This is a genomic window from Streptomyces sp. NPDC001406 (assembly GCF_042895285.1).
Lineage (GTDB): Bacteria > Actinomycetota > Actinomycetes > Streptomycetales > Streptomycetaceae > Streptomyces.
In genome coordinates, this window is record NZ_JBIAWG010000008.1 from 317,121 (window position 1) to 334,687 (window position 17,567).

At 69.3% G+C, this 17,567-nt stretch carries 17 protein-coding genes and 1 pseudogene; 11 read left to right on the forward strand and 7 right to left on the reverse strand.

All coding sequences use genetic code 11. The features are described 5' to 3' along the window. Nucleotides 1-11 precede the first annotated feature (11 nt). Both ACFY1J_RS21710 and ACFY1J_RS21715 read left to right on the forward strand, forming a co-directional pair. Nucleotides 12-962 carry a glycosyltransferase family 2 protein gene (locus ACFY1J_RS21710; RefSeq protein ID WP_390708007.1) on the forward strand — a complete coding sequence of 317 codons (951 nt, stop codon included), beginning with the start codon at nucleotides 12-14 and terminating at the stop codon, nucleotides 960-962. Continuing rightward, the gene (locus ACFY1J_RS21715; RefSeq protein WP_390708008.1) at nucleotides 962-1,363 is read left to right on the forward strand and encodes a GtrA family protein; all 402 of its coding nucleotides are present in this window, start codon (nucleotides 962-964) and stop codon (nucleotides 1,361-1,363) included. Before ACFY1J_RS21710 ends, ACFY1J_RS21715 begins: the two co-directional genes overlap by 1 nt. Before the next feature lie 7 nt (nucleotides 1,364-1,370). Here ACFY1J_RS21715 and ACFY1J_RS21720 read toward each other — a convergent pair whose 3' ends face one another. Both ACFY1J_RS21720 and ACFY1J_RS21725 read right to left on the reverse strand, forming a co-directional pair. Next, complete coding sequence (locus ACFY1J_RS21720) at nucleotides 1,371-2,558, reverse strand: low temperature requirement protein A (protein WP_390708009.1); 1,188 nt, start codon at nucleotides 2,556-2,558, stop codon at nucleotides 1,371-1,373. Beyond that, nucleotides 2,555-3,529 carry an SDR family NAD(P)-dependent oxidoreductase gene (locus ACFY1J_RS21725; RefSeq protein ID WP_390731701.1) on the reverse strand — a complete coding sequence of 325 codons (975 nt, stop codon included), beginning with the start codon at nucleotides 3,527-3,529 and terminating at the stop codon, nucleotides 2,555-2,557. The genes ACFY1J_RS21720 and ACFY1J_RS21725 overlap by 4 nt, the downstream gene beginning before the upstream one ends. A 110-nt stretch (nucleotides 3,530-3,639) precedes the next feature. On the opposite strand from ACFY1J_RS21725, the gene ACFY1J_RS21730 reads away from it, so the two are divergent. The 3 genes from ACFY1J_RS21730 to ACFY1J_RS21740 all read left to right on the forward strand — a co-directional run bounded on the left by ACFY1J_RS21730 (nucleotide 3,640) and on the right by ACFY1J_RS21740 (nucleotide 7,411). After that, nucleotides 3,640-4,248, forward strand: a complete 609-nt coding sequence (locus ACFY1J_RS21730; protein WP_390731702.1) for a TetR family transcriptional regulator — start codon at nucleotides 3,640-3,642, stop codon at nucleotides 4,246-4,248. Between the two features lie 131 nt (nucleotides 4,249-4,379). Next, entirely contained in the window at nucleotides 4,380-4,826 is a 447-nt protein-coding gene (locus ACFY1J_RS21735) for an SRPBCC family protein (protein WP_390731703.1), read from the forward strand. A 119-nt stretch (nucleotides 4,827-4,945) separates the two neighbouring features. Then, complete coding sequence (locus tag ACFY1J_RS21740; protein ID WP_390731704.1) at nucleotides 4,946-7,411, forward strand: SpoIIE family protein phosphatase; 2,466 nt, start codon at nucleotides 4,946-4,948, stop codon at nucleotides 7,409-7,411. Nucleotides 7,412-7,453: 42 nt separating this feature from the next. Here the strand turns inward: ACFY1J_RS21740 and ACFY1J_RS21745 are convergent, their stop codons facing one another. Further along, nucleotides 7,454-8,638 (reverse strand): M20/M25/M40 family metallo-hydrolase, encoded by a 1,185-nt coding sequence (locus ACFY1J_RS21745; RefSeq protein ID WP_390731705.1) that lies wholly within the window; start codon nucleotides 8,636-8,638, stop codon nucleotides 7,454-7,456. Between the two features lie 18 nt (nucleotides 8,639-8,656). Here ACFY1J_RS21745 and ACFY1J_RS21750 point away from each other — a divergent pair. From ACFY1J_RS21750 to ACFY1J_RS21760, 3 genes and pseudogenes are all read left to right on the forward strand, one after another. Then, nucleotides 8,657-9,685: pseudogene (locus ACFY1J_RS21750) on the forward strand (diaminopropionate ammonia-lyase); the annotation flags it as partial. After that, on the forward strand, nucleotides 9,663-10,202 hold the full coding sequence (locus ACFY1J_RS21755) for a M20/M25/M40 family metallo-hydrolase (RefSeq protein ID WP_390731730.1): 540 nt from the start codon (nucleotides 9,663-9,665) through the stop codon (nucleotides 10,200-10,202). The pseudogene ACFY1J_RS21750 and the gene ACFY1J_RS21755, both read left to right, overlap by 23 nt. Further along, entirely contained in the window at nucleotides 10,097-10,642 is a 546-nt protein-coding gene (locus tag ACFY1J_RS21760; protein WP_390731731.1) for a M20/M25/M40 family metallo-hydrolase, read from the forward strand. The genes ACFY1J_RS21755 and ACFY1J_RS21760 overlap by 106 nt, the downstream gene beginning before the upstream one ends. Before the next feature lie 42 nt (nucleotides 10,643-10,684). Here the strand turns inward: ACFY1J_RS21760 and ACFY1J_RS21765 are convergent, their stop codons facing one another. The 3 genes from ACFY1J_RS21765 to ACFY1J_RS21775 all read right to left on the reverse strand — a co-directional run bounded on the left by ACFY1J_RS21765 (nucleotide 10,685) and on the right by ACFY1J_RS21775 (nucleotide 12,986). Then, nucleotides 10,685-11,260 carry a TetR/AcrR family transcriptional regulator gene (locus ACFY1J_RS21765; RefSeq protein WP_390708016.1) on the reverse strand — a complete coding sequence of 192 codons (576 nt, stop codon included), beginning with the start codon at nucleotides 11,258-11,260 and terminating at the stop codon, nucleotides 10,685-10,687. A 69-nt stretch (nucleotides 11,261-11,329) separates the two neighbouring features. Next, on the reverse strand, nucleotides 11,330-11,803 hold the full coding sequence (locus tag ACFY1J_RS21770) for a DUF1348 family protein (RefSeq protein WP_390708017.1): 474 nt from the start codon (nucleotides 11,801-11,803) through the stop codon (nucleotides 11,330-11,332). Nucleotides 11,804-11,948: 145 nt separating this feature from the next. Beyond that, on the reverse strand, nucleotides 11,949-12,986 hold the full coding sequence (locus ACFY1J_RS21775; RefSeq protein WP_390731706.1) for a glycoside hydrolase family 3 N-terminal domain-containing protein: 1,038 nt from the start codon (nucleotides 12,984-12,986) through the stop codon (nucleotides 11,949-11,951). 484 nt (nucleotides 12,987-13,470) lie between these two features. Here ACFY1J_RS21775 and ACFY1J_RS21780 point away from each other — a divergent pair, with 484 nt between their 5' ends. Both ACFY1J_RS21780 and ACFY1J_RS21785 read left to right on the forward strand, forming a co-directional pair. After that, nucleotides 13,471-13,746 (forward strand): hypothetical protein, encoded by a 276-nt coding sequence (locus ACFY1J_RS21780; RefSeq protein ID WP_390708019.1) that lies wholly within the window; start codon nucleotides 13,471-13,473, stop codon nucleotides 13,744-13,746. A 199-nt stretch (nucleotides 13,747-13,945) separates the two neighbouring features. Continuing rightward, on the forward strand, nucleotides 13,946-14,188 hold the full coding sequence (locus ACFY1J_RS21785; RefSeq protein WP_390708020.1) for a hypothetical protein: 243 nt from the start codon (nucleotides 13,946-13,948) through the stop codon (nucleotides 14,186-14,188). A 386-nt stretch (nucleotides 14,189-14,574) separates the two neighbouring features. Here ACFY1J_RS21785 and ACFY1J_RS21790 read toward each other — a convergent pair whose 3' ends face one another. Next, complete coding sequence (locus tag ACFY1J_RS21790; RefSeq protein ID WP_390708021.1) at nucleotides 14,575-16,119, reverse strand: amino acid permease; 1,545 nt, start codon at nucleotides 16,117-16,119, stop codon at nucleotides 14,575-14,577. Nucleotides 16,120-16,576: 457 nt separating this feature from the next. Here ACFY1J_RS21790 and ACFY1J_RS21795 point away from each other — a divergent pair, with 457 nt between their 5' ends. After that, complete coding sequence (locus ACFY1J_RS21795; protein ID WP_390731707.1) at nucleotides 16,577-17,461, forward strand: peptidoglycan-binding protein; 885 nt, start codon at nucleotides 16,577-16,579, stop codon at nucleotides 17,459-17,461. Nucleotides 17,462-17,567 lie beyond the last annotated feature (106 nt).

Consider the following 17,567-nt stretch of genomic DNA (forward strand, 5'->3'; position numbering starts at 1 on the left):
GGGGGAGAACCATGCTCATCTCGATCGTCGCACCCTGCTACAACGAAGAAGACGTCATAGAGCGCTTCCACGACGAGGTCCAGAAGGTCGCGGAGGAACTGCTGCCGCTCGGCCACGACATGGAGCTCGTGTACGTCGACGACGGCAGCCGCGACCGCACCCTCACCGTCCTGAAGCGGCTCGCCGACCACGACTCGCGCGTGCGGTACGTCTCCTTCAGCCGCAACTTCGGCAAGGAGGCGGCGCTCCTCGCCGGTCTGCGGCACGCCTCGGGAGACTCGGTGGTCGTCATGGACTCGGATCTCCAGCATCCGCCGGAACTGATCAAACGCATGGTGGATCTGCGGGAACAGGGCTACGACCAGGTCATCGCGCGGCGCACCAGGAACGGCGACCCGATCACCCGTACCGTCACCGCCCGCCTGTACTACCGGCTCATCAACCGTCTCGTCGACGTGGAACTCATGGACGGCGTAGGGGACTTCCGGCTGCTGTCGCGTCGCGTGGTGGACGCGGTCCTGGCCCTCACCGAGTACAACCGGTTCTCCAAGGGCCTGTTCGCGTGGGTGGGGTTCCCCAGCACCACCTTCGAGTACGAGAACGCCGCACGTGAACACGGCCGCAGCTCGTGGACCTTCCGCGGTCTGCTCAACTACGGACTCGACGGACTGCTGTCCTTCAACAACCGACCGCTGCGCGCCGCCCTCTATCTCGGTATGGGACTTCTGTTGTGTGCGGGGCTGTACACGGCGTGGATCGTGGGCGCGGCGCTCGTCAACGGTGTGGAGACACCCGGCTATGTCACGATCATCACGGCCGTCACGGCCTTGGCAGGCGTCCAGATGATCATGCTCGGGGTCATCGGGGAGTACACGGGCCGGATCTACTACGAGGTCAAGGGGCGGCCGCACTTCCTGGTGAAGGCGACCAACGTGGAACGAGCGAAGGACCTCATTCCCTGATGAGCATCGCGACGCCGCGCGCCGTGCCGAGGCAGATAATCACCTTCGCCGCGGTCGGCCTGATCAACACAGCCACGTACTACGGCCTTTACTTGCTCTTCCTCGATCCGCTGCCTTATCTCGGTGCCCATGTTCTTGCATTCCTGCTCAGTATGACCGGGTCCTTCTTCCTGAATGCACGCTTCACTTACCGGACTCGGCCGACCTGGCGGAAATTCCTGATGTTTCCCCTGACGAACGCGGCCAATTTTCTGATCACCACGGCGGGTGTGTATGTGATCGTCGGCGTCCTGCACGCCGGAAGCCGGTTCGCTCCGCTCCTCGCGTCCATGGCGGCGATTCCGGTGACCTTCGTCGTCTCCCGGTGGATCATGCTCACCGGGCCGGACGCAGCCGGATAGAACTCCTTCACTCCTGCGCCACGGCGAGCAGCCAGGGGATTCCCAGGAGGACGACCAGGCCGAATGCGAGGGCAAGGGGTGGCGGCTGTACGGCGGCCAGGGCCACGCAGCCGACGGCAACTCCGGCACAGGTCCGGGCGAGCGGGCGGTAGAGGCGGCGGTCGCGGCGCCATGACTGCGTGGTTGCCGCGATCACCATCGTCGTGCCCAGGACGACAACCGCTCCGGCGCACAGTGCCCAGGCCGTCGCGGCGGGGGTTCGTCCGTCGTGCGCGTGCTCGACGAGGCCCACCATCGCGGCACCCATGACGGTCACCGCGGCCGTGAGCGGCAGGTGCGTCAGCACCCATTGCGCCGTGGCCGTGCGGGCGGGCCGGGGTGAGCGGTGGCCGGCAAAGTCGAAGTACGTCCACCAGGCACCGAAGCCGACCACGACGGCGACTAGACCGACCGCGAGGGTGAGCGCGTCGGCCGGCACATCGACCAGTCCGTCGACAACGCCCTTCACGGTTTCTCCGAGCACGATGATGATGAGCAGTCCGAAGCGCTCGGTGAGCGCGTCGGTGACGATGAGCGCGGCCGACCGGACCGGGCCGGGCGTGAGCATCATCGCCGCGAACCCGACCAGGTAGCCGACGGCCAGCAGGCCCCACGTCAGCATCCGGGCACCGGCGGGCAGAACGGCGCTGCCCGCCAGGACGACCGCACAGACCGCCGTCCCGGTCACGAACAGCCCACTGGATCGGCGGAATTCGGGGCTGTCCCCGCGTGCGGCGAGGTACCAGACCACAGCCAGTACCGCGAACAGCACCCCCGCGTTGACGGCGAAGGCGGCTCCGCGCTCGCCTCCGGCCTCGGGAATGCATGCTCCCAGAGGGGCGAGCAGGAGGATCTGCAACAGGAACAGGCTGCGGCCGCGGGCGTCCTCGCGTCCGTGGAGTTCGTGGTGCAGCGTGCCACTGAGCCAGGCGACCCACACCAGCGCGAACACCACGGCGAATTCGCCCAGTCCGCGCCAGGTGATGCGCCCGGCCAGGTGATGGGCCGCCTGAGCCACCAGCACGACCACGACCAGGTCGTAGAACAGCTCGAGCGGGCCGACCACCCGCTCCAGCGGCTGCTCGCCATGGGCGCGCGGCGGCTGCCACAGCCGGCGCCGCAGCCGGGCCGCCCAGGGCTCGCGCGGCGAGGTCATGCCGGGGTGCCGGACTCGCCGAGGACGGACTGGGACACCGTCCACAGCCGGGCCGCGTTCCCCTGGTCCAGGGCGTACGGCGCCACGCCGGCGACAGCGCCGGCTCGCTCGGTGACAAGCCGCGAGGGGGCGCAGTCCTCGAAGTAGCGGCCGGTGACCCCCTCCACGGTGGGTGAGGCCGCCAGCAGCACCGAGGTCGCCGCACCCTGCTCGGCGGTCTTCTCCGGCGGCAGGGCAAATCCGGCGAGGTCGATGAAGCCGGCCAGTTGCTGCGGGTCCACATGCCGGGCCAGCGATGTGCCGCCGACATTGCCCGGCATGAGCGCGTTGACGCTGATGCCGTCACCGGCCCAGCGCTCGGCGGCACCGACGGCGAAGAGGATGTTGGCGGTCTTCGACTGCCCGTAGGAGGTCCACGGGTCGTACGGGCGGAACCGGTAGTCCAGGTCGTCGAAGACCACCGGTGAGAAGAGATGGCCGATCGAGGCCACCGAGACCACTCGCGCGCCGTCCGCCGCCGCGAGCGCCGGGTGCAGCCCGACCGTGAGGGCGAAGTGCCCGAGATGGTTGACGGCGAACTGCGCCTCACGGCCGTCGGGCGTGCGAGTGAGCTCCGGGAAGGCCATGACTCCGGCGTTGCAGACCAGGATGTGCAGCGGCCCGCTCCAGGCCGCGACGAACTCGGCGACCGTGGAGCGGTCGGCCAGGTCCAGTCGTGCGACGGTCAACTTGCCGGCTGTGGGCGGCAGTACGGCTTCCAGTCGGGTTGCCACGCGTGCCCCGGCGTCGGTGTCGCGCACGGCGAGAGTGACGTCGGCGCCGGCCGCCGCCAGCGCCCGGACCGTCTCCACGCCGATCCCGGAACTGGCTCCGGTCACGACCGCGCGGCGGCCGTGCAGGTCGATGCCATCGACTACCTCGGCGGCGGTCGTGCTCACTCCGAAGGTGGTGGGGGGTTGTGCCTGGGACATGGGGTCTCCGTACATTGTCGCCTCAATGTAACTAACTGGATAGATACCCACCATAGGACCGAGGTCGACCGACGTCAATAACCAGATAGTTACTTGCTAGGGTTGCCGTCATGGCACGGGACTCCAGCGCTACCAAGGCCCGTCTGCTCGACGCCGCCTTCACCGAATTCGCCGCCTACGGCATCGCCGGCGCCCGGGTGGACCGGATCGCCGAGAACGCCGGCGCGAACAAGCGGCTGATCTACGTCTACTTCGGCAACAAGGAGCAGCTGTTCGACGTGGTCCTGGACCGGGCCCTGCAAGAGGGCGCCGAGGCGGTGCCCTTCGATGCGGCCGACCTGCCCGGGTACGCCGGCGCGATCTTCGACCACCTCGTCGCCCGGCCCGACCTGCTGCGCCTTCGGCTGTGGAAACAGCTGGAACGACCGAGCACCACGGGGCTTGAACCGGATGCCTTCCGGCGCAAGACCGCCGAGGTGGCGGCCGCCCAGGAGAACCACAAGATCGCCCCCGGAATTGCTCCGGCAGACGTCCTGACCATGGTGCTCGCCGTGGCCCAGGCATGGTTCTGGAATGCGGAAGACCCCGATGCCGCGACGGACGATCACCCTTGGTCGGCGCGGCGGCTGGCCGAGCACCGGTCGGCGGTCGTCGAGGCCGCGCGCCGCATCACGGCTCCGGACGGGGCCACTCCCCCGGACTCGGACGCGGCCGAATGACCGCGTGCGGGGGCCGGAGAGCGGACTCGCTCCCGCACCCCGCTCAACGGCTCGGCGGGCGGCTCACCCCCGTGCGGCGGATACTCCTGCGTAGGGACCTGTGAGAACCACGAGATCGAACAGGGAGCACCATGTCTGGGCAGTTCGAGGCAGAGGTCGAGATCGACCGCCCCATCGAGCAAGTGTTTGAATTTCTCGCGGATGGCGAGAACGACCCGAAGTTCAGCCCCCGCGTGCTGGCGATCAAGAAGACCACGGGTGGGCCGACATCCGTCGGCACGGTCTACCGGAGCGTGGTCAAGGACGCCGGCATGAAGACCCGGCGCGAGTTCCGGATCACCACCTACTCCCCGCCCACGCGGATCCGCTGGGAAGAGACCTCGAAAAACCTGATCACGGGTGCGGAAGGCGGCTACGACCTCACACCGCTCCCCGACGGGCACACCCAGCTGAGGGTCTACAACGTCCTGGAGGGCCACGGCGTCGGCAAGCTGCTCGAAGGGATCGCTGTCGGCGCGGCCCGTAAGGACGCCGACGCATTCGCCCGGCGGATCAAGACGGCAGTCGAAGCCGGCTGACCCTGCGGCCCCGCAGCCCCCGCCGCCCTGGCCGCCCCGGCGCGCCGGTGATCCGTCGCTTGCGCGGCGTCGGCATCAGGCGGACTCTGGACCTGATGAGGCAGGCCGGTGAGGGCGTCATGAGCTATGCAGGAAAGGCGGCCAGGGACGCCGACTTCCGCGGCCCGCTGGACGTGACAATGGCGGCCACATTCGTGGTCGACAGCCAGGACATCGTGATCGGCTGGAGCCCTGCGGCGCAGGAGCTCCTCGGATATCTGCCGTCCGAGATCGTCGGGCGTCCCGTGAGCACGTTCCTGGTGTCCGCAGCGGAAACCGGGACCGGACCGCCGTCCGCATGCGAGCCCTCGTCGGCGGAGCACCCCACCGGCGTTCCGGTCCTGACCATGCCGCAGCGCGACGTGCAGGTCGCCGTCCACCACGACGGCCATCGTCTGCAACTGGTCACCAGGCACTGTCAGCTGTCCGGCACCGGATCCGCGCAGCGTGTCGTGGTGGCGGCCGACTGCGGCCGGCTCGGCGATTGGGAGTCCCGGCTGGCCATGCTGGACGGACTGGCCACCCAGTCACCGCTGGGCTTCGCCATCTACGACACCGAGCTTCGCCTCGTCTGGTGCAACGCCGCCTCCGAGATGGAGCTCGGCCTGCCGAGCACGGAGGCCCGGGGCAGGCCGGCCGGCGAGCTGTACCCCGGTGGCAGGTTCGTGACACCGGGCTACCCGGAGACCCTGGACGCGGTCATGCGCAGGGTGCTGGACACCGGAGAGCCGATCATCGACCTGCACTTCCGCGGACAGCAGCCCAGCGCACCCGGGAGGGAACATCTCTGGTCCTGTTCGTACTACCGACTGCAGGACCAGAACGGCCAGGTGCTGGGGGTGTGCGAGGACGCGTTCGACATCTCCGACCGCCACGAGGCACAGCGCCAGCTCAATCTGCTGGTAGAGGCCGGCCGTCGCGTCGGTACCACGCTGGATGTGATCGCCACGACGGACGAGCTGGCCGCGGTGGCGGTCCCCGAGTTCGCCGACCTCGTCGAAGTGGACCTCGCTCCGGCCGTGCTGAGCGGCGAGGTGCCGGACATCGGGGGTCCGGCGGGCTCCGAGCTGATCCGCGCCTCCTTCCGCTCGGCCTCCCCCGAGCACACGGCGGACGCGGTGGACGTGGTGGACATGGTGGACGCGGCGGGCTCCGCGGGATCACCGAGTCGCGAGCCGCATCCGGTGGTGTACGCGGACGGCTCGCCCCAGCACCGCAGCCTCGCCTCGGGCGGGCTCGTCCTCGACGACGACACGCTGGTCGTGCCGCTGCGCGCGGGCGGCAGCTCCCTCGGCCTCGTCACCTTCGTACGCCACAGCGGGTCGGGGATCTTCGACAAGCCGGCCGTCGCGGTGGCGGACGAGCTGGCCGCCCGGGCCGCGGTGTCCATCGACAACGCCCGCCGCTACACCCGCGAACGCGCCGCGGCCCTCGCGCTTCAGCGCCAGCTCCTGCCGCAGTACCTGCCGCCCAACTCGGCGGTCGAGGTGGCCCATCGCTATCTGCCGACGGACGCGCTGAGCGGTGTCGGCGGCGACTGGTTCGACGTCATCCCGCTCTCCGGAGCACGCGTCGGGCTGGTGGTCGGAGACGTGGTGGGACACGGGCTCCACGCGGCGGCCACCATGGGGCGGCTGCGTACGACCGTACGTGCCCTCGCCCCCATGGACATTCCCCCCGACGAACTCCTGAAGCGGCTGGACGACCTCGTGGGGCAGTCGGCGGAGGCCGGCACGGCCCCCCTCGGAGCGGCCCCCGATGACGATGTCGCAGCCGGGGCCACCTGCCTCTACGCGGTCTACGATCCCGTGTCGCGACGCTGCACCATGGCTCGCGCGGGCCATCTGCCGCCCGCGGTCGTGGAACTCGACGGACGCGTCAGCTTCCCGGACCTGCCGGCCGGTCCGCCCCTGGGCCTCGGCGGGCTTCCCTTCGAGTCCCTGGAGATCGAACTGACGGCGGGCAGTCTGCTGGCCCTGTTCACCGATGGACTCGTCGAGTTGCGCAACCGGGACATCGACAAGGGGATGGAGACCCTCGGGAAGGTGCTCAGCGAGAACTCGGGTTCTCTGGAGGACCTCTGCGACCGTGTCATCACCGAACTTCTCCCCGACAGCACGACCACCGATGACACCGCCCTCCTGCTGGTCCGCACCCGCGAGCTCGACAGCCGCAGGGTCGCCGTCTGGAATCTGCCCGCCGAGCCGGTGGCCGCGGGTCGCGCGAGGGAGCTGGTCGCCGGCCGGCTGACCGACTGGGGGCTTGAGGAACTCGTGTTCCCCACCGAGCTGATCGTCAGCGAGCTGGTCACGAACGCCATCAGATACGCCGAAGGCCCGCTGCATCTACGGCTCATCCGTGACCGCACCCTCGTGTGCGAGGTCGCGGACGCCGGCCACACCGCGCCCCACCTGCGCCACAGCGCGGACGACGACGAAGGCGGTCGCGGGCTGTTCATCGTTGCCCAGCTCGTACTGCGATGGGGGACGCGCTATACCCGCGAGGGCAAGACCATCTGGGCGGAACAGGCACTGCCCACGGACTGACAGATGTCTTCCGCGCGCCCCGGGGGGCGACTCCGGGCGGGCTCAGGAACAGAATTCCGCGATGGTGTCGGTGAGAATACCGGTCAGGAGCTCCAGCGAGGCCAGCTCGACGTACTCGGTGGCGGCGTGGGCACCCGCGCCGTCGACGCCGAAGAGCAGGCAGGGGATGCCCGCGCGGGCGAGGAGGGCGCAGTCGGTCCAGAAGGGCTCGGCGCGCACCACGGGCGGGTGCCCGAGCGACTTTTCGGCGTGGCGGGCCAGGGTGCAGACGATCGGCGCCTGGGGATCGGCCTCGAAGGGCTCTCGGTACAGGCCGCGGGTCAGCCGGTACCGGAAGTCCGGGACCGTGGCGACGAGTTGGTCGAGTACGGCGGTCAGCTCCCGTTCGACGCTGTCGGCGCTCTCGCCGGGCACGGTGCGGCGTTCGAGGGTGACGCGGCAGTGCGCCGGGTAGGTGGAGGGCTCCTCGCCGCCACGGATCACGGAGGCGTGCAGGGTACCGGTACCCAGGAGCGGGTGGGCCGGGCCCAGCGCAAGGCGTCGGCCCAACTCCTCCAGCGCGACCAGGAAGTGGCCCGACTTGGCGATGGCGTCGATGCCCAGTTCGGGGCGTGAGCCATGGGCGGCGCGACCCAGAACCTCCACGTCGAACCATACAAAACCCTTGTGGGACAAGGTGAGTTCGAGATGGCTCGGCTCGGTGACGATCGCCGCGTCGGCGGTGAAGGACGCCAGCACCTCCTCGGTGCCCGCGCTGGCGTGCTCCTCGTCGGCGACGCAGGCGACGATGACATCGCCGCGCAGGGAACCCTCGGCGGTGGCGCGTGCGGCGGCGACCATCATGGCGGCGATACCGCTCTTCATGTCGAAGGTGCCGCGGCCGAACATCTTGCCGTCCCGGATCTCCGGGTCGAGGGGAGCGCCGTCGTAACCGGCGAGGCCGACCGTGTCGAGGTGGCCGTTGAGCATGAGTGACCGGCCGCCTCCGACACCGCGGGCGATCGCGACGAGCGAGGGCCGCCCTGGACGTTCTTCCAGGCGATGCACCTCGAACCCCTGGGCGGCAAGCCATGCGCCGCAGAAGTCGGCGACGGCGGTCTCGCCGGCCCCGCCGAGTACGAGGTCGGGGTTGACCGAATCGAGGGCGGTCAGCCGGGCCAGGAGACGAACGGGGTCGCGGTCCAGGAGCTCGGAAGCCGTTGGGGTTGCGGGTGGTTGGGGCAGCATGGGGGGCCTTCCGGCGCGTTGACGCACCCGGGGCGGCCCGCTGCCCGGTCCTGGACCTGTGCAGCCGCGCCTGCCGAGGTACGGGACTTCCACGCCGCCCTGCCCGGATATGCCCCCACCCCACTGAGAGAACTCCCCTCCCTGGCTGCCGAGTTGGCGGTCGGCCGGGTTTTCGTCAAGGACGAGTCCTCCCGCCTGGGCCTGCCGGCCTTCAAGGCGCTGGGCGCATCCTGGGCGGTACACCGTGCGCTGGCGGAGCAGGCGACCCGCCACCCGGGCACGGCGCCCGCCACGCTGATCAGCGCCACCGACGGCAACCACGGCCGCGCGGTGGCCCGGTCGGCGCGTCTGCTCGGCCGGCGCGCACACATATTCGTTCCCCGGGGCGTCCATCCAGCGGCCGTCGCCGCGATCGAATCCGAAGGGGCGGACATCACCCGCGTTCCCGGGTCGTACGACGACGCCGTACGGCAGGCGGCCGACGCGGCCGAAGCCGCCGCGGACGCGGTCCTGATCCAGGACACCGCCTGGCCGGGCTATGAGACGATCCCCGGCTGGATCGTCGAGGGCTACTCCACCCTCTGCGTGGAGATGGACGAGCAGCTCGCTGCCGCGGGAGCCACGGCACCGGGGCTCGTCGCCGTCCCGGTGGGCGTCGGGTCCCTGGCCCAGGCCGTGGTCACCCACTACCGCAGCCGTCCCTCCGGACCGGCTCCGGCTCCGGCGCTGCTCTCCGTCGAACCGGAGGCCGCGGCATGCGTCATCGAGAGTCTCGATCGCGGTGAACCCGTCAGCGTCATCACCGGTCACACCGCCATGGCCGGGCTGAACTGCGGCACCCCGTCCAGCATCGCCTGGCCCTGTCTGCACGGCGGGCTCGACGCGGCGGTCGCCGTCACCGATGCCGCGAGTGCCTGCGCGGCCGCCGACCTCGCGAAACTCGGTGTCTCCTCGGGCCCGTGCGGTGCCGCCGCTCTCGCCGGTGTCCGCGCGGCGCTCACCGGAAAGGGCGCCGAAGAGCGCCGTGCGGCACTGGGGCTGGGCCCGGCTCGGCGTCCTGGGCGGCATCGAGGTCCTACGGACCCTGAACGAGCGCGGTATCAGCACCCGCCGCCCCATCGAGGTCGGAATCTTCACCGAGGAAGAGGGGGTTCGCTTCGGCACCGACATGCTCGGCAGCGCCGTGGCCGCCGGCCGCCTGACCCTGGAGTACGCCCATGCCCTGACCGACCGCGACGGCCACACGCTCGGCGGCGAACTGGCCCGCACCGGGTTCGACGGCCCGGCCGACGTGCGCCTCGCCCCGCCGCACGCCTATGTGGAGTGCCACATCGAACAGGGCCCCGTACTCGCCGAGCACGATGTCCCTGTCGGTGTCGTCACCGGTGTGCAGGGCATCTCCTGCAGGAGATCACCATCCACGGCCGCGCCGCGCATGCCGGCACCACCCCCACCCACCTGCGGGCCGACGCCGGTCTCGCCGCCGCGCAGATCGTCGTCCATCTGCGGGCCATGGTCGACTCATGCTCGTACGGCGACCTGCGCGCCACCGTCGGCCATCTGACCGTCCACCCGGACCTGACCAACATCGTCCCCGCCCGCGCGGAGTTGACCGTCGACCTGCGCAACCCCGATGACGCCCAGATGGCCCGTGCCGAGGGGGACTTGGCCGCGTTCCTGCACGACCTGGAGGGGAGTCGGTCGGGTCTGTCCGTGACCACCCGACGGATGGCCAAGACCTCCTATGTCCCCTTCGACAACGAGGTGCAGAAAGTCATCGCCCAGGCCGCCGACGACCACGGCCTGCCGCACATCTCCCTGCTCTCGGGGGCCGGCCACGACGCCCAGGAACTCGCCGCTCTCTGCCCCACCGCCATGATCTTCGTGCGGGGCGAGTACGACGGCATCAGCCACAACCCTCGCGAATACTCCACACCCGAGGCGTGCACCCACGGGGTCGACGTCCTCGCCACGACCCTTCTGCGGCTCGCCAACCAGGGCTGAACGGCTGCGGCACGATTGAGGCGGGCCGACTGACCACGGGCTTCAGACAGGGATGTCGGTCCCCGCACGAGAGGTCTGCAGCAAGGTGCGCGCGGCGTCCTTGGCCTGGCGAGCAGGCTCGGGGGAACCGTGGATGGCTGCCGTGGTCATCGCGCCCTCGGCGAGCAGAACGAGCTGGTCGGCAAGCCAGTTGGGCGCTTCCGCCGCAGCCACCAAGTCAGCGACGTAGTCCCGGAACGCCTGCTTGTGAGCCTTCGCGATGTCGGCCACGGCGGGGGACGTCGCGCCCATCTCCCCGAAGGAGTTGATGAATCCGCAGCCACGGAAGCCCGGCTCGCTGAACCAGCGGTACAGCCAGTCGAACACCGCCAGGATGCGCTGGGTCGGCGATTCGAGGGTCTCCACATACTGGGCCAGCTCGCTCAGCCAACGCGCGTCCCGCCGTCGCAGGTAGGCCTCGATCAGGGAGTCCTTGGAAGGGAAGAGCTGGTAGAGGCGCTTCAGCGGGATGGCGGAGGCGGACCGTATTGCGTCCATCCCCACAGCCCGGATGCCCTGGCCGTAGAACAACTCCTCGGCCGCGTCGAGAACTCGCTTCTCGGCCTCTTCGCGTTCCACTTCAGCCACCTCCTCCGGGGGAACCATCGTTTTCGACCCGCACCGCCGACCGACCTCGGCGACGAGACTCTACAGACCCAGGTCACTCAAGCCCGGGTGGCCGTCCGGTCGCCGCCCCAGGGGCCAGTGGAACAAGCGCTCCGACTCCTTGATGGGCAGTTCGTTGATGGAGGCGTAACGGTGATGCATCAGCCCGTCATCACCGAATTCCCAGTTCTCGTTGCCGTAGGCGCGAAACCAGTTGCCCGAGTCGTCGTGGTACTCGTAGGCGAACCGCACCGCGATGCGGCTGCCGTCGTAGGCCCAAAGCTCCTTGATGAGCCGGTAGTCGAGCTCCCGATTCCACTTCCGAGTGAGGAAGGAGACGATCTCGTCGTGGCCCGTGGCGAACTCGGCACGGTTTCGCCACCGAGAGTCCACGGTGTAGGCGAGGGCGACCTTTCCCGGGTCGCGGGAGTTCCAACCGTCCTCCGCAAGCCGGACCTTCTCCACCGCGGACTCACGGGTGAACGGCGGGAACGGAGGGCGCGGTTCGTGTGCCATGTCATTTCCTTCGGTCAGGCGCTCGTGGTCGGGCTCTCGATGAGAACGTACGTTCTCTACTTCCGGCACACTAGCGAGAACGATGGTTCTCACGCAAGGGCAAGGCGGTCGGAAGTCGTCCGCGAGATCACCATGGGTAGCGGGTTCAGTCCGCGCAGTGAATGAGGCCGGCTGCCTCCTTGGCCGCCAGGATCCGCCGTACGCTCGCCTCGACGTGCGCCCGGAGTGCCGACTGATCGCGTTCGGCGTTCAGGACCGCGGCTGTCATCGCGGGGATGTGGTCGGCATTCACGGTCAGCACGAGGTCCCCGCCGGCGCGGAGGAAGGCCAGAGCACGCTGGGCCGGAGGCATCGACTGCACCGCGGCCGCGTTCCCCAGGTCGTCCGAGATGACGACCCCGTCGAATCCGAGGTCCTTGCGCAACGCGCCCTCGATGACGATGGGCGAGAAGACCGCCTGACGCGCCGGATCGATACGGGTGTACGTCGCCAGGGACACCATGACGAACCGGGCGCCGGCCGCCATGCCCTCTCGATAGACGGTGAGGTCACGGGAATCGCGGCCCACGACGGTATCCGTGACCTGCACAGTCGTGTCGGTGTTGCCGCGAACACTGCCCAGTCCGGGGAAGTGCTTGAGCGTGGTCAGCACGCCCGCCTGCCGGAATCCCTTGATGAACGCGGCGCTGTGACCGGAAACGGCTTCTGCGGTGTGGCCGAACTGACGGTCGTAGCGACCTATGGGGCCATTGGCCCGTCCCATGTCCGAGGAGACGACGTCGGCGACGGGGGCCAGGTCGAGGTTGATGCCCGCTCCGTGCAGTTCGGCCGCCCATTGTGCCGCCCGCTGACGCAGCTGCTGCTCGCTCCAGCCGCCCTGAGCCAGAGCGGGCGGGATGTCGGTGAAGCCGGGCCCGCGCAGCGGCTGCACCTGGCCTCCTTCCTGGTCGGTCGAGACCAGAGGGGCGACGCGGCTCTCTCCGACAGCCTGGCCGAGCAGACCCACACGCTCCGTCACGGCCTTGATCGCCGACGCGCCGGCGCCACTCGGTCCCATGAGGATCACCGAGCCGACATGGTGGTTGCCCAAGGCGGCCAGGCTCGCTGCCATGGCCCCTTCGCTGCCCGGCCTGACACGCACCCCTGCCACGAACAACTGGCCGACCTTCTGGGCGGGCGTCATGTGCGAGCCGATCCGGTCGAGGCAGGTCGCCGTTGAGGGTTTGGAGGCCGCGGAGGCAGGCCTGGTGCCCTGCTGGGGCCTCGCCCTGGTCAGGTCGGTCCCGCCGCCGCAGCCCGAGAGGAACGCCGCACAGGCAACTGCCAGAACGATGAGTCGAGAACCCGTGGATCGCGTCCTCCGACCGTGCCGGCCAATGAGAGCCGTTGCCCGTCCCATGGTGTCACCCCTCCAGTGCCCGGCCCGGGGGGTCGACCCGGGCGCCGCTTTCTGTGGGTGAGTGGCATGAGAGGCGCTATGAGTTCGCAGGGCCTTGTGTGACGTGAGCCACAGACAGGGCGAACAGTCCGTGCACAGTATGAACGCAATCCACCAACAACCTAGCCACAACCACCGAACTATGACACTGTGCGCGCTACGGGACACGGCCCCCACCTGCGGTACTTCGAAGTTCGTTCGCGCATCCTCCAGCATGAGGAGGGACTGCATGGCCTCCCACGGCCAACACTCCTACCAGGACTCGGCGCATGCCGCCGCGCTGTACCTGAGCAGCCTCGACCACACGTCGCTGTACTCGAACCTGGAACTGCGTCAGGCGATCAGTGACACGATGACCGCCCTGGACGACCCGGCCGACTTGGCTCCGGTCTACAAGGAATGTCTCTGGGGGCCGGGAGCCGTGGGGGACGATGTGCGGCAAGCCCGTCGCCGCTGGGCCCAGCAGATGGCGGACGACCTCACGAGGCCCGCGGCCCAGCCGTAGTCCCGCGCCTAGGAAGTGGTCCCACTCAAAGACGCCAAGCGGTCGCACTTCCGCTCGTCCTCTTCATGATCGGACGCTGGGCGCCGTTCATGATCGTACCGTTGGCGCTGATCACCGAGCTCTCGCCCGCGCATACAGTTCTACACCAGCCTTGCGTCTCTGCTCATCGTGTCGGCGGCCTGTCGCCGTGAGCAACGCCATGCGTACGCACAGGCAGATCGAGCTCGCCCAGGTTCGCCGGATCGCCGAAGCCGCGCAGCGAGTCCTCCTGAGAGGCGTGCCGGACCGGCTGGGTCCGGTGCGGATGGCCGGCATGTACCTCGCGGCAGAGACGGGGGCACAGATCGGCGGTGACCTGTACGAGGCCACGCAGACGCGGTTCGGGGTGCGGATGATCGTGGGTGATGTGCGCACTACGAGGCCGATCTGGCGGAGGTGGTGAACCACTGCGCGGCGGCGATCGAGCGGGAGTCCGCCGCACCTGTGGCGGCCGGTCAGGACGATGCGGAGGATCGGGCCGAGGATTTCGTCACCGCGGTCGTGGCGGAGGTGACGGACGGCTGCTCGATCACACGGGGCACCGTCTGGCCGACGATACGGCGATGCTCCTCGCCGAGCGGATCGACGACGGACGATGAACGGCACATGCGACGACGCCCGGGTCGTCCGCGGCGGCGAGGACGGCCGGCCTCGCCGCCGCGGACGCGGCCTGCCCCCGGCGGTCGCCGGGGGCAGGCGCAGCGATACGTCACATGGGTACTACGCCGGCCGGGGGTCGCCGTCCGTCACTCCTGCCACAGGCAGGTGCCGGCGCCCCGGCGCATGGGCTCAGAACTCGAGTTCATGCTCGATCGCCGCCAGCTCTTCGGCGGTGCCCTGGACCTTCGGGCCCTTGAACCAGTTGTGCGCCGAGACCAGCCACCACACTCCGGCGAAGCCGAGGACGATCAGGACGGCGATCGGGGTGTAGTTGAAGTTCTTCCCGGTGACGGGGCTGGCCGTGGGCAGCATGAACAGGACGGTGATGATCAGCGTCCAGGCGACGGCGATGATGCCGACCGGCCGGCTCCAGCGGCCGAGGTGCCAGGGCCCGCGCTCGAAGTCGTCGCCTTGGAGCAGCCGCAGGAAGACGGGCATGACATAGGCGATGTACAGGCCGATGACGGCGATCGAGGTGACGGCCGCGTACGCGGTGGCGTTCCACAGATAGGGCAGACCGAGGACGAAGGCGCCGCCCGCCGCCAGCCAGACCGCATTGGTGGGTGTCTTGGTCCGCTTGTTGATGCGGTGCCACACCTGCGAGCCGGGCAGTGCGCCGTCCCGGGAGAAGGCGTAGATCATCCGGGAGTTCGCGGTGACCGAGGACATGCCGCAGAAGAACTGGGCGCCGATCGCGATGAGCAGCAGGAGCTTGCCACCGGTCTCGCCGAGGGCGTCGATGAAGATCTGCGCCGGGGGGACGCCGGTCGAGCTGGTCAGGGCGCCGTCGTAGCTCTGGATGGCGAAGGTGATGCCGAGCAGGAGGATCCAGCCGGCGACGAGGGAGACCAGGATCGACATCACGATGCCGCGCGGTCCGGCCTCGGCCGCGTTGTGGGTCTCCTCGGTCATGTGCGCGGAGGCGTCGTAGCCGGTGAAGGTGTACTGGGCGAGCAGCAGGCCGAGGAGTCCGACGTAGAAGCTGGAGCCCCAGCCGGTGCCGTTGACGAAGTGAGTGAAGACGAAGTCCGCCGACTGGTGCTTCGAGGGGAAGATCACGAGCGCGCCGACGATGATCAGCACGCCGAGGATGTGCCACCACACGCTGACGTTGCCGAGGAAGGAGACGAGCTTGACGCCGAAGGTGTTCAGCGCGCCGTGGACGGCCAGCACGATCCCGAAGATCAGGATGGTGTGCCCGGGCGTGGCGGAGAGGCCGAACTGCAGGTCGAGCAGTGCGTTGAGGAAGAAGGCCGCGCCGAAGTCGATGCCCGCGGTCACCGCCACCTGGCCGAGGAAGTTGAACCAGCCGGTGAACCAGGACCAGGCCGCGCCGTGGGACGGAGCGAGCTTCGCCGCCCAGTAGTACAGGCCGCCGGCCGTCGGGTAGCTGGAGCAGACCTCGGCCATGGCCAGGCCCACGAAGAGGGTCATGATGCCGACCAGCGGCCAGCCCCAAGTGATCATCGCCGGGCCGCCGGTGACCATGCCGAAGCCGTACAGCGTCAGACATCCGGAGAGGACGGAGATGATGGTGAACGAAATGGCGAAGTTCGAGAACGCCGACATCGAACGCGCCAGTTCCTGGGCGTAGCCGAGTTCGTGAAGGCGTTGAGCGTCTCCGGACAGAGCCTTCTCGCGCTCCGGCTCCGTCACTGACTTGTCGGTGGGCATACGGGCCTCCTCGGGCTCTGGTGGCCGCCGGTGGATCCGACGTACCGCTCCCCGCCTCAATCAAAGGTTTGGTGCGATACCTTTGCGGTCGATGCCGCCGAGCGCAAGAGTCTGGCGTTAAACACCGGTTACGAAAAGGCTTCGACACCGCCGTCGCGCCCCGGGCCGTTCGCAACCACTTGTCGATCAATGGCCTGCCTCATTACCTTAAGGACTTACGCGCCAGGATCGACGGAAGCCAGGGCACGCGGATACACGCCGATATGACGGCTCGTCACAGCAGTGCGATCTGGTGGATCCCCTTCGCGCTGTACCTCCACGACTGCCTGTGGCCGAGGGACCGAAGGCCTCAACTCCCGGCGGCTGATTGAGACAAGGCGGACCGGCCTGCGTATCGCTGCACAAGGACAGGTGTCCGACGTGGCATGCCACAGACGTCGACCGAGGAGGACTGCCCATGGCATTCGACGACGCCGAGCCGCGGCGAGCCCTCGCATCCGCGGAGGACCCGGCGCAGGACATCCGGGCTTCCTTCCGGGCGGTTCTGCAGGCGCTGGACGCCGCGCGGGCCGACCTTCATGCGCTGGACCGGGAGCAGCACCCCAGCACAACGACCGAGGACGGCGACCTCCCCGGGCATGCGCGCGGGGCCGTGGAAGCCTCCGTGGTGGAGCCGTTGTGGGCACGCGGGAGGGGTCCGCAGGCGCCTTCGCCACAGCAGGCCGCGGAGCCGTCCATCGCGGAGTACGGGGGCCCCGGGCTCGGGGAGCCGTCGCCGTTCTTCACTCCCAGGGTTCATCCGCGGCAAGGCACCGCCCGGCCGCAACGCTGGGCTCCGCCCGTGGCCAGGTCCGGTGCGCCGACTCCCGCGGCGCCCATGCCCCCGCCCCTGGTCCACCCGCCCTCGCAGAAGCATGGCCGCAAGCACCGGAGGTCCATCGACCCGCGGCACGCCCGCGTGGCCGGAGTCTTCGGACTGGGCGCCGTGAGCGGTGTGCTCCTCGCCTCTTCCCTCCTCACCAACGGTCACAGCGCACCGACGGCGCCACCCGCATCCCTGGGGCAACCGGACCAGCCGGAGCCCGGCAGCACCGCCCCGCTGCCCGAGATTCCCGGCACGGGGGTTCTGCGTCCGGGCGACAGCGGCCATGGCGTGTACGAGTTGCAGGTACGTCTGCTCCAGATCCCGCAGATCTACGACCGCGGCGCGATCAACGGCCGGTACGACACCAAGGTCCGCCAGGCTGTCGCCCGCTTCCAGCAGCGGTACGGCATCCACGGGGACGAGGTCGGCGTGTACGGGGACAACACCCGCCAGGCCCTCATGCTGCGCACGAAGTAGCCGTACGGGGATAACCGCTGTGCTACCCGCTGTGCTGCCTCCACCGGGGTGAAAGCAACCACCCCTAAGGACGCGGAAGGTCCGTCGAGCCGCCCGGTGGAAGCGC

Coding starts and splice junctions, on each gene's coding strand:
- ACFY1J_RS21710 (WP_390708007.1), top strand. CDS start 12: ATGCTCATCTCGATCGTCGCACCCTGCTACAACGAAGAAGACGTCATA.
- ACFY1J_RS21715 (WP_390708008.1), top strand. CDS start 962: ATGAGCATCGCGACGCCGCGCGCCGTGCCGAGGCAGATAATCACCTTC.
- ACFY1J_RS21720 (WP_390708009.1), bottom strand. CDS start 2,558: ATGACCTCGCCGCGCGAGCCCTGGGCGGCCCGGCTGCGGCGCCGGCTG.
- ACFY1J_RS21725 (WP_390731701.1), bottom strand. CDS start 3,529: ATGTCCCAGGCACAACCCCCCACCACCTTCGGAGTGAGCACGACCGCC.
- ACFY1J_RS21730 (WP_390731702.1), top strand. CDS start 3,640: ATGGCACGGGACTCCAGCGCTACCAAGGCCCGTCTGCTCGACGCCGCC.
- ACFY1J_RS21735 (WP_390731703.1), top strand. CDS start 4,380: ATGTCTGGGCAGTTCGAGGCAGAGGTCGAGATCGACCGCCCCATCGAG.
- ACFY1J_RS21740 (WP_390731704.1), top strand. CDS start 4,946: ATGAGCTATGCAGGAAAGGCGGCCAGGGACGCCGACTTCCGCGGCCCG.
- ACFY1J_RS21745 (WP_390731705.1), bottom strand. CDS start 8,638: ATGCTGCCCCAACCACCCGCAACCCCAACGGCTTCCGAGCTCCTGGAC.
- ACFY1J_RS21770 (WP_390708017.1), bottom strand. CDS start 11,803: ATGGCACACGAACCGCGCCCTCCGTTCCCGCCGTTCACCCGTGAGTCC.
- ACFY1J_RS21775 (WP_390731706.1), bottom strand. CDS start 12,986: ATGACGCCCGCCCAGAAGGTCGGCCAGTTGTTCGTGGCAGGGGTGCGT.
- ACFY1J_RS21780 (WP_390708019.1), top strand. CDS start 13,471: ATGGCCTCCCACGGCCAACACTCCTACCAGGACTCGGCGCATGCCGCC.
- ACFY1J_RS21785 (WP_390708020.1), top strand. CDS start 13,946: ATGCGTACGCACAGGCAGATCGAGCTCGCCCAGGTTCGCCGGATCGCC.
- ACFY1J_RS21790 (WP_390708021.1), bottom strand. CDS start 16,119: ATGCCCACCGACAAGTCAGTGACGGAGCCGGAGCGCGAGAAGGCTCTG.
- ACFY1J_RS21795 (WP_390731707.1), top strand. CDS start 16,577: ATGGCATTCGACGACGCCGAGCCGCGGCGAGCCCTCGCATCCGCGGAG.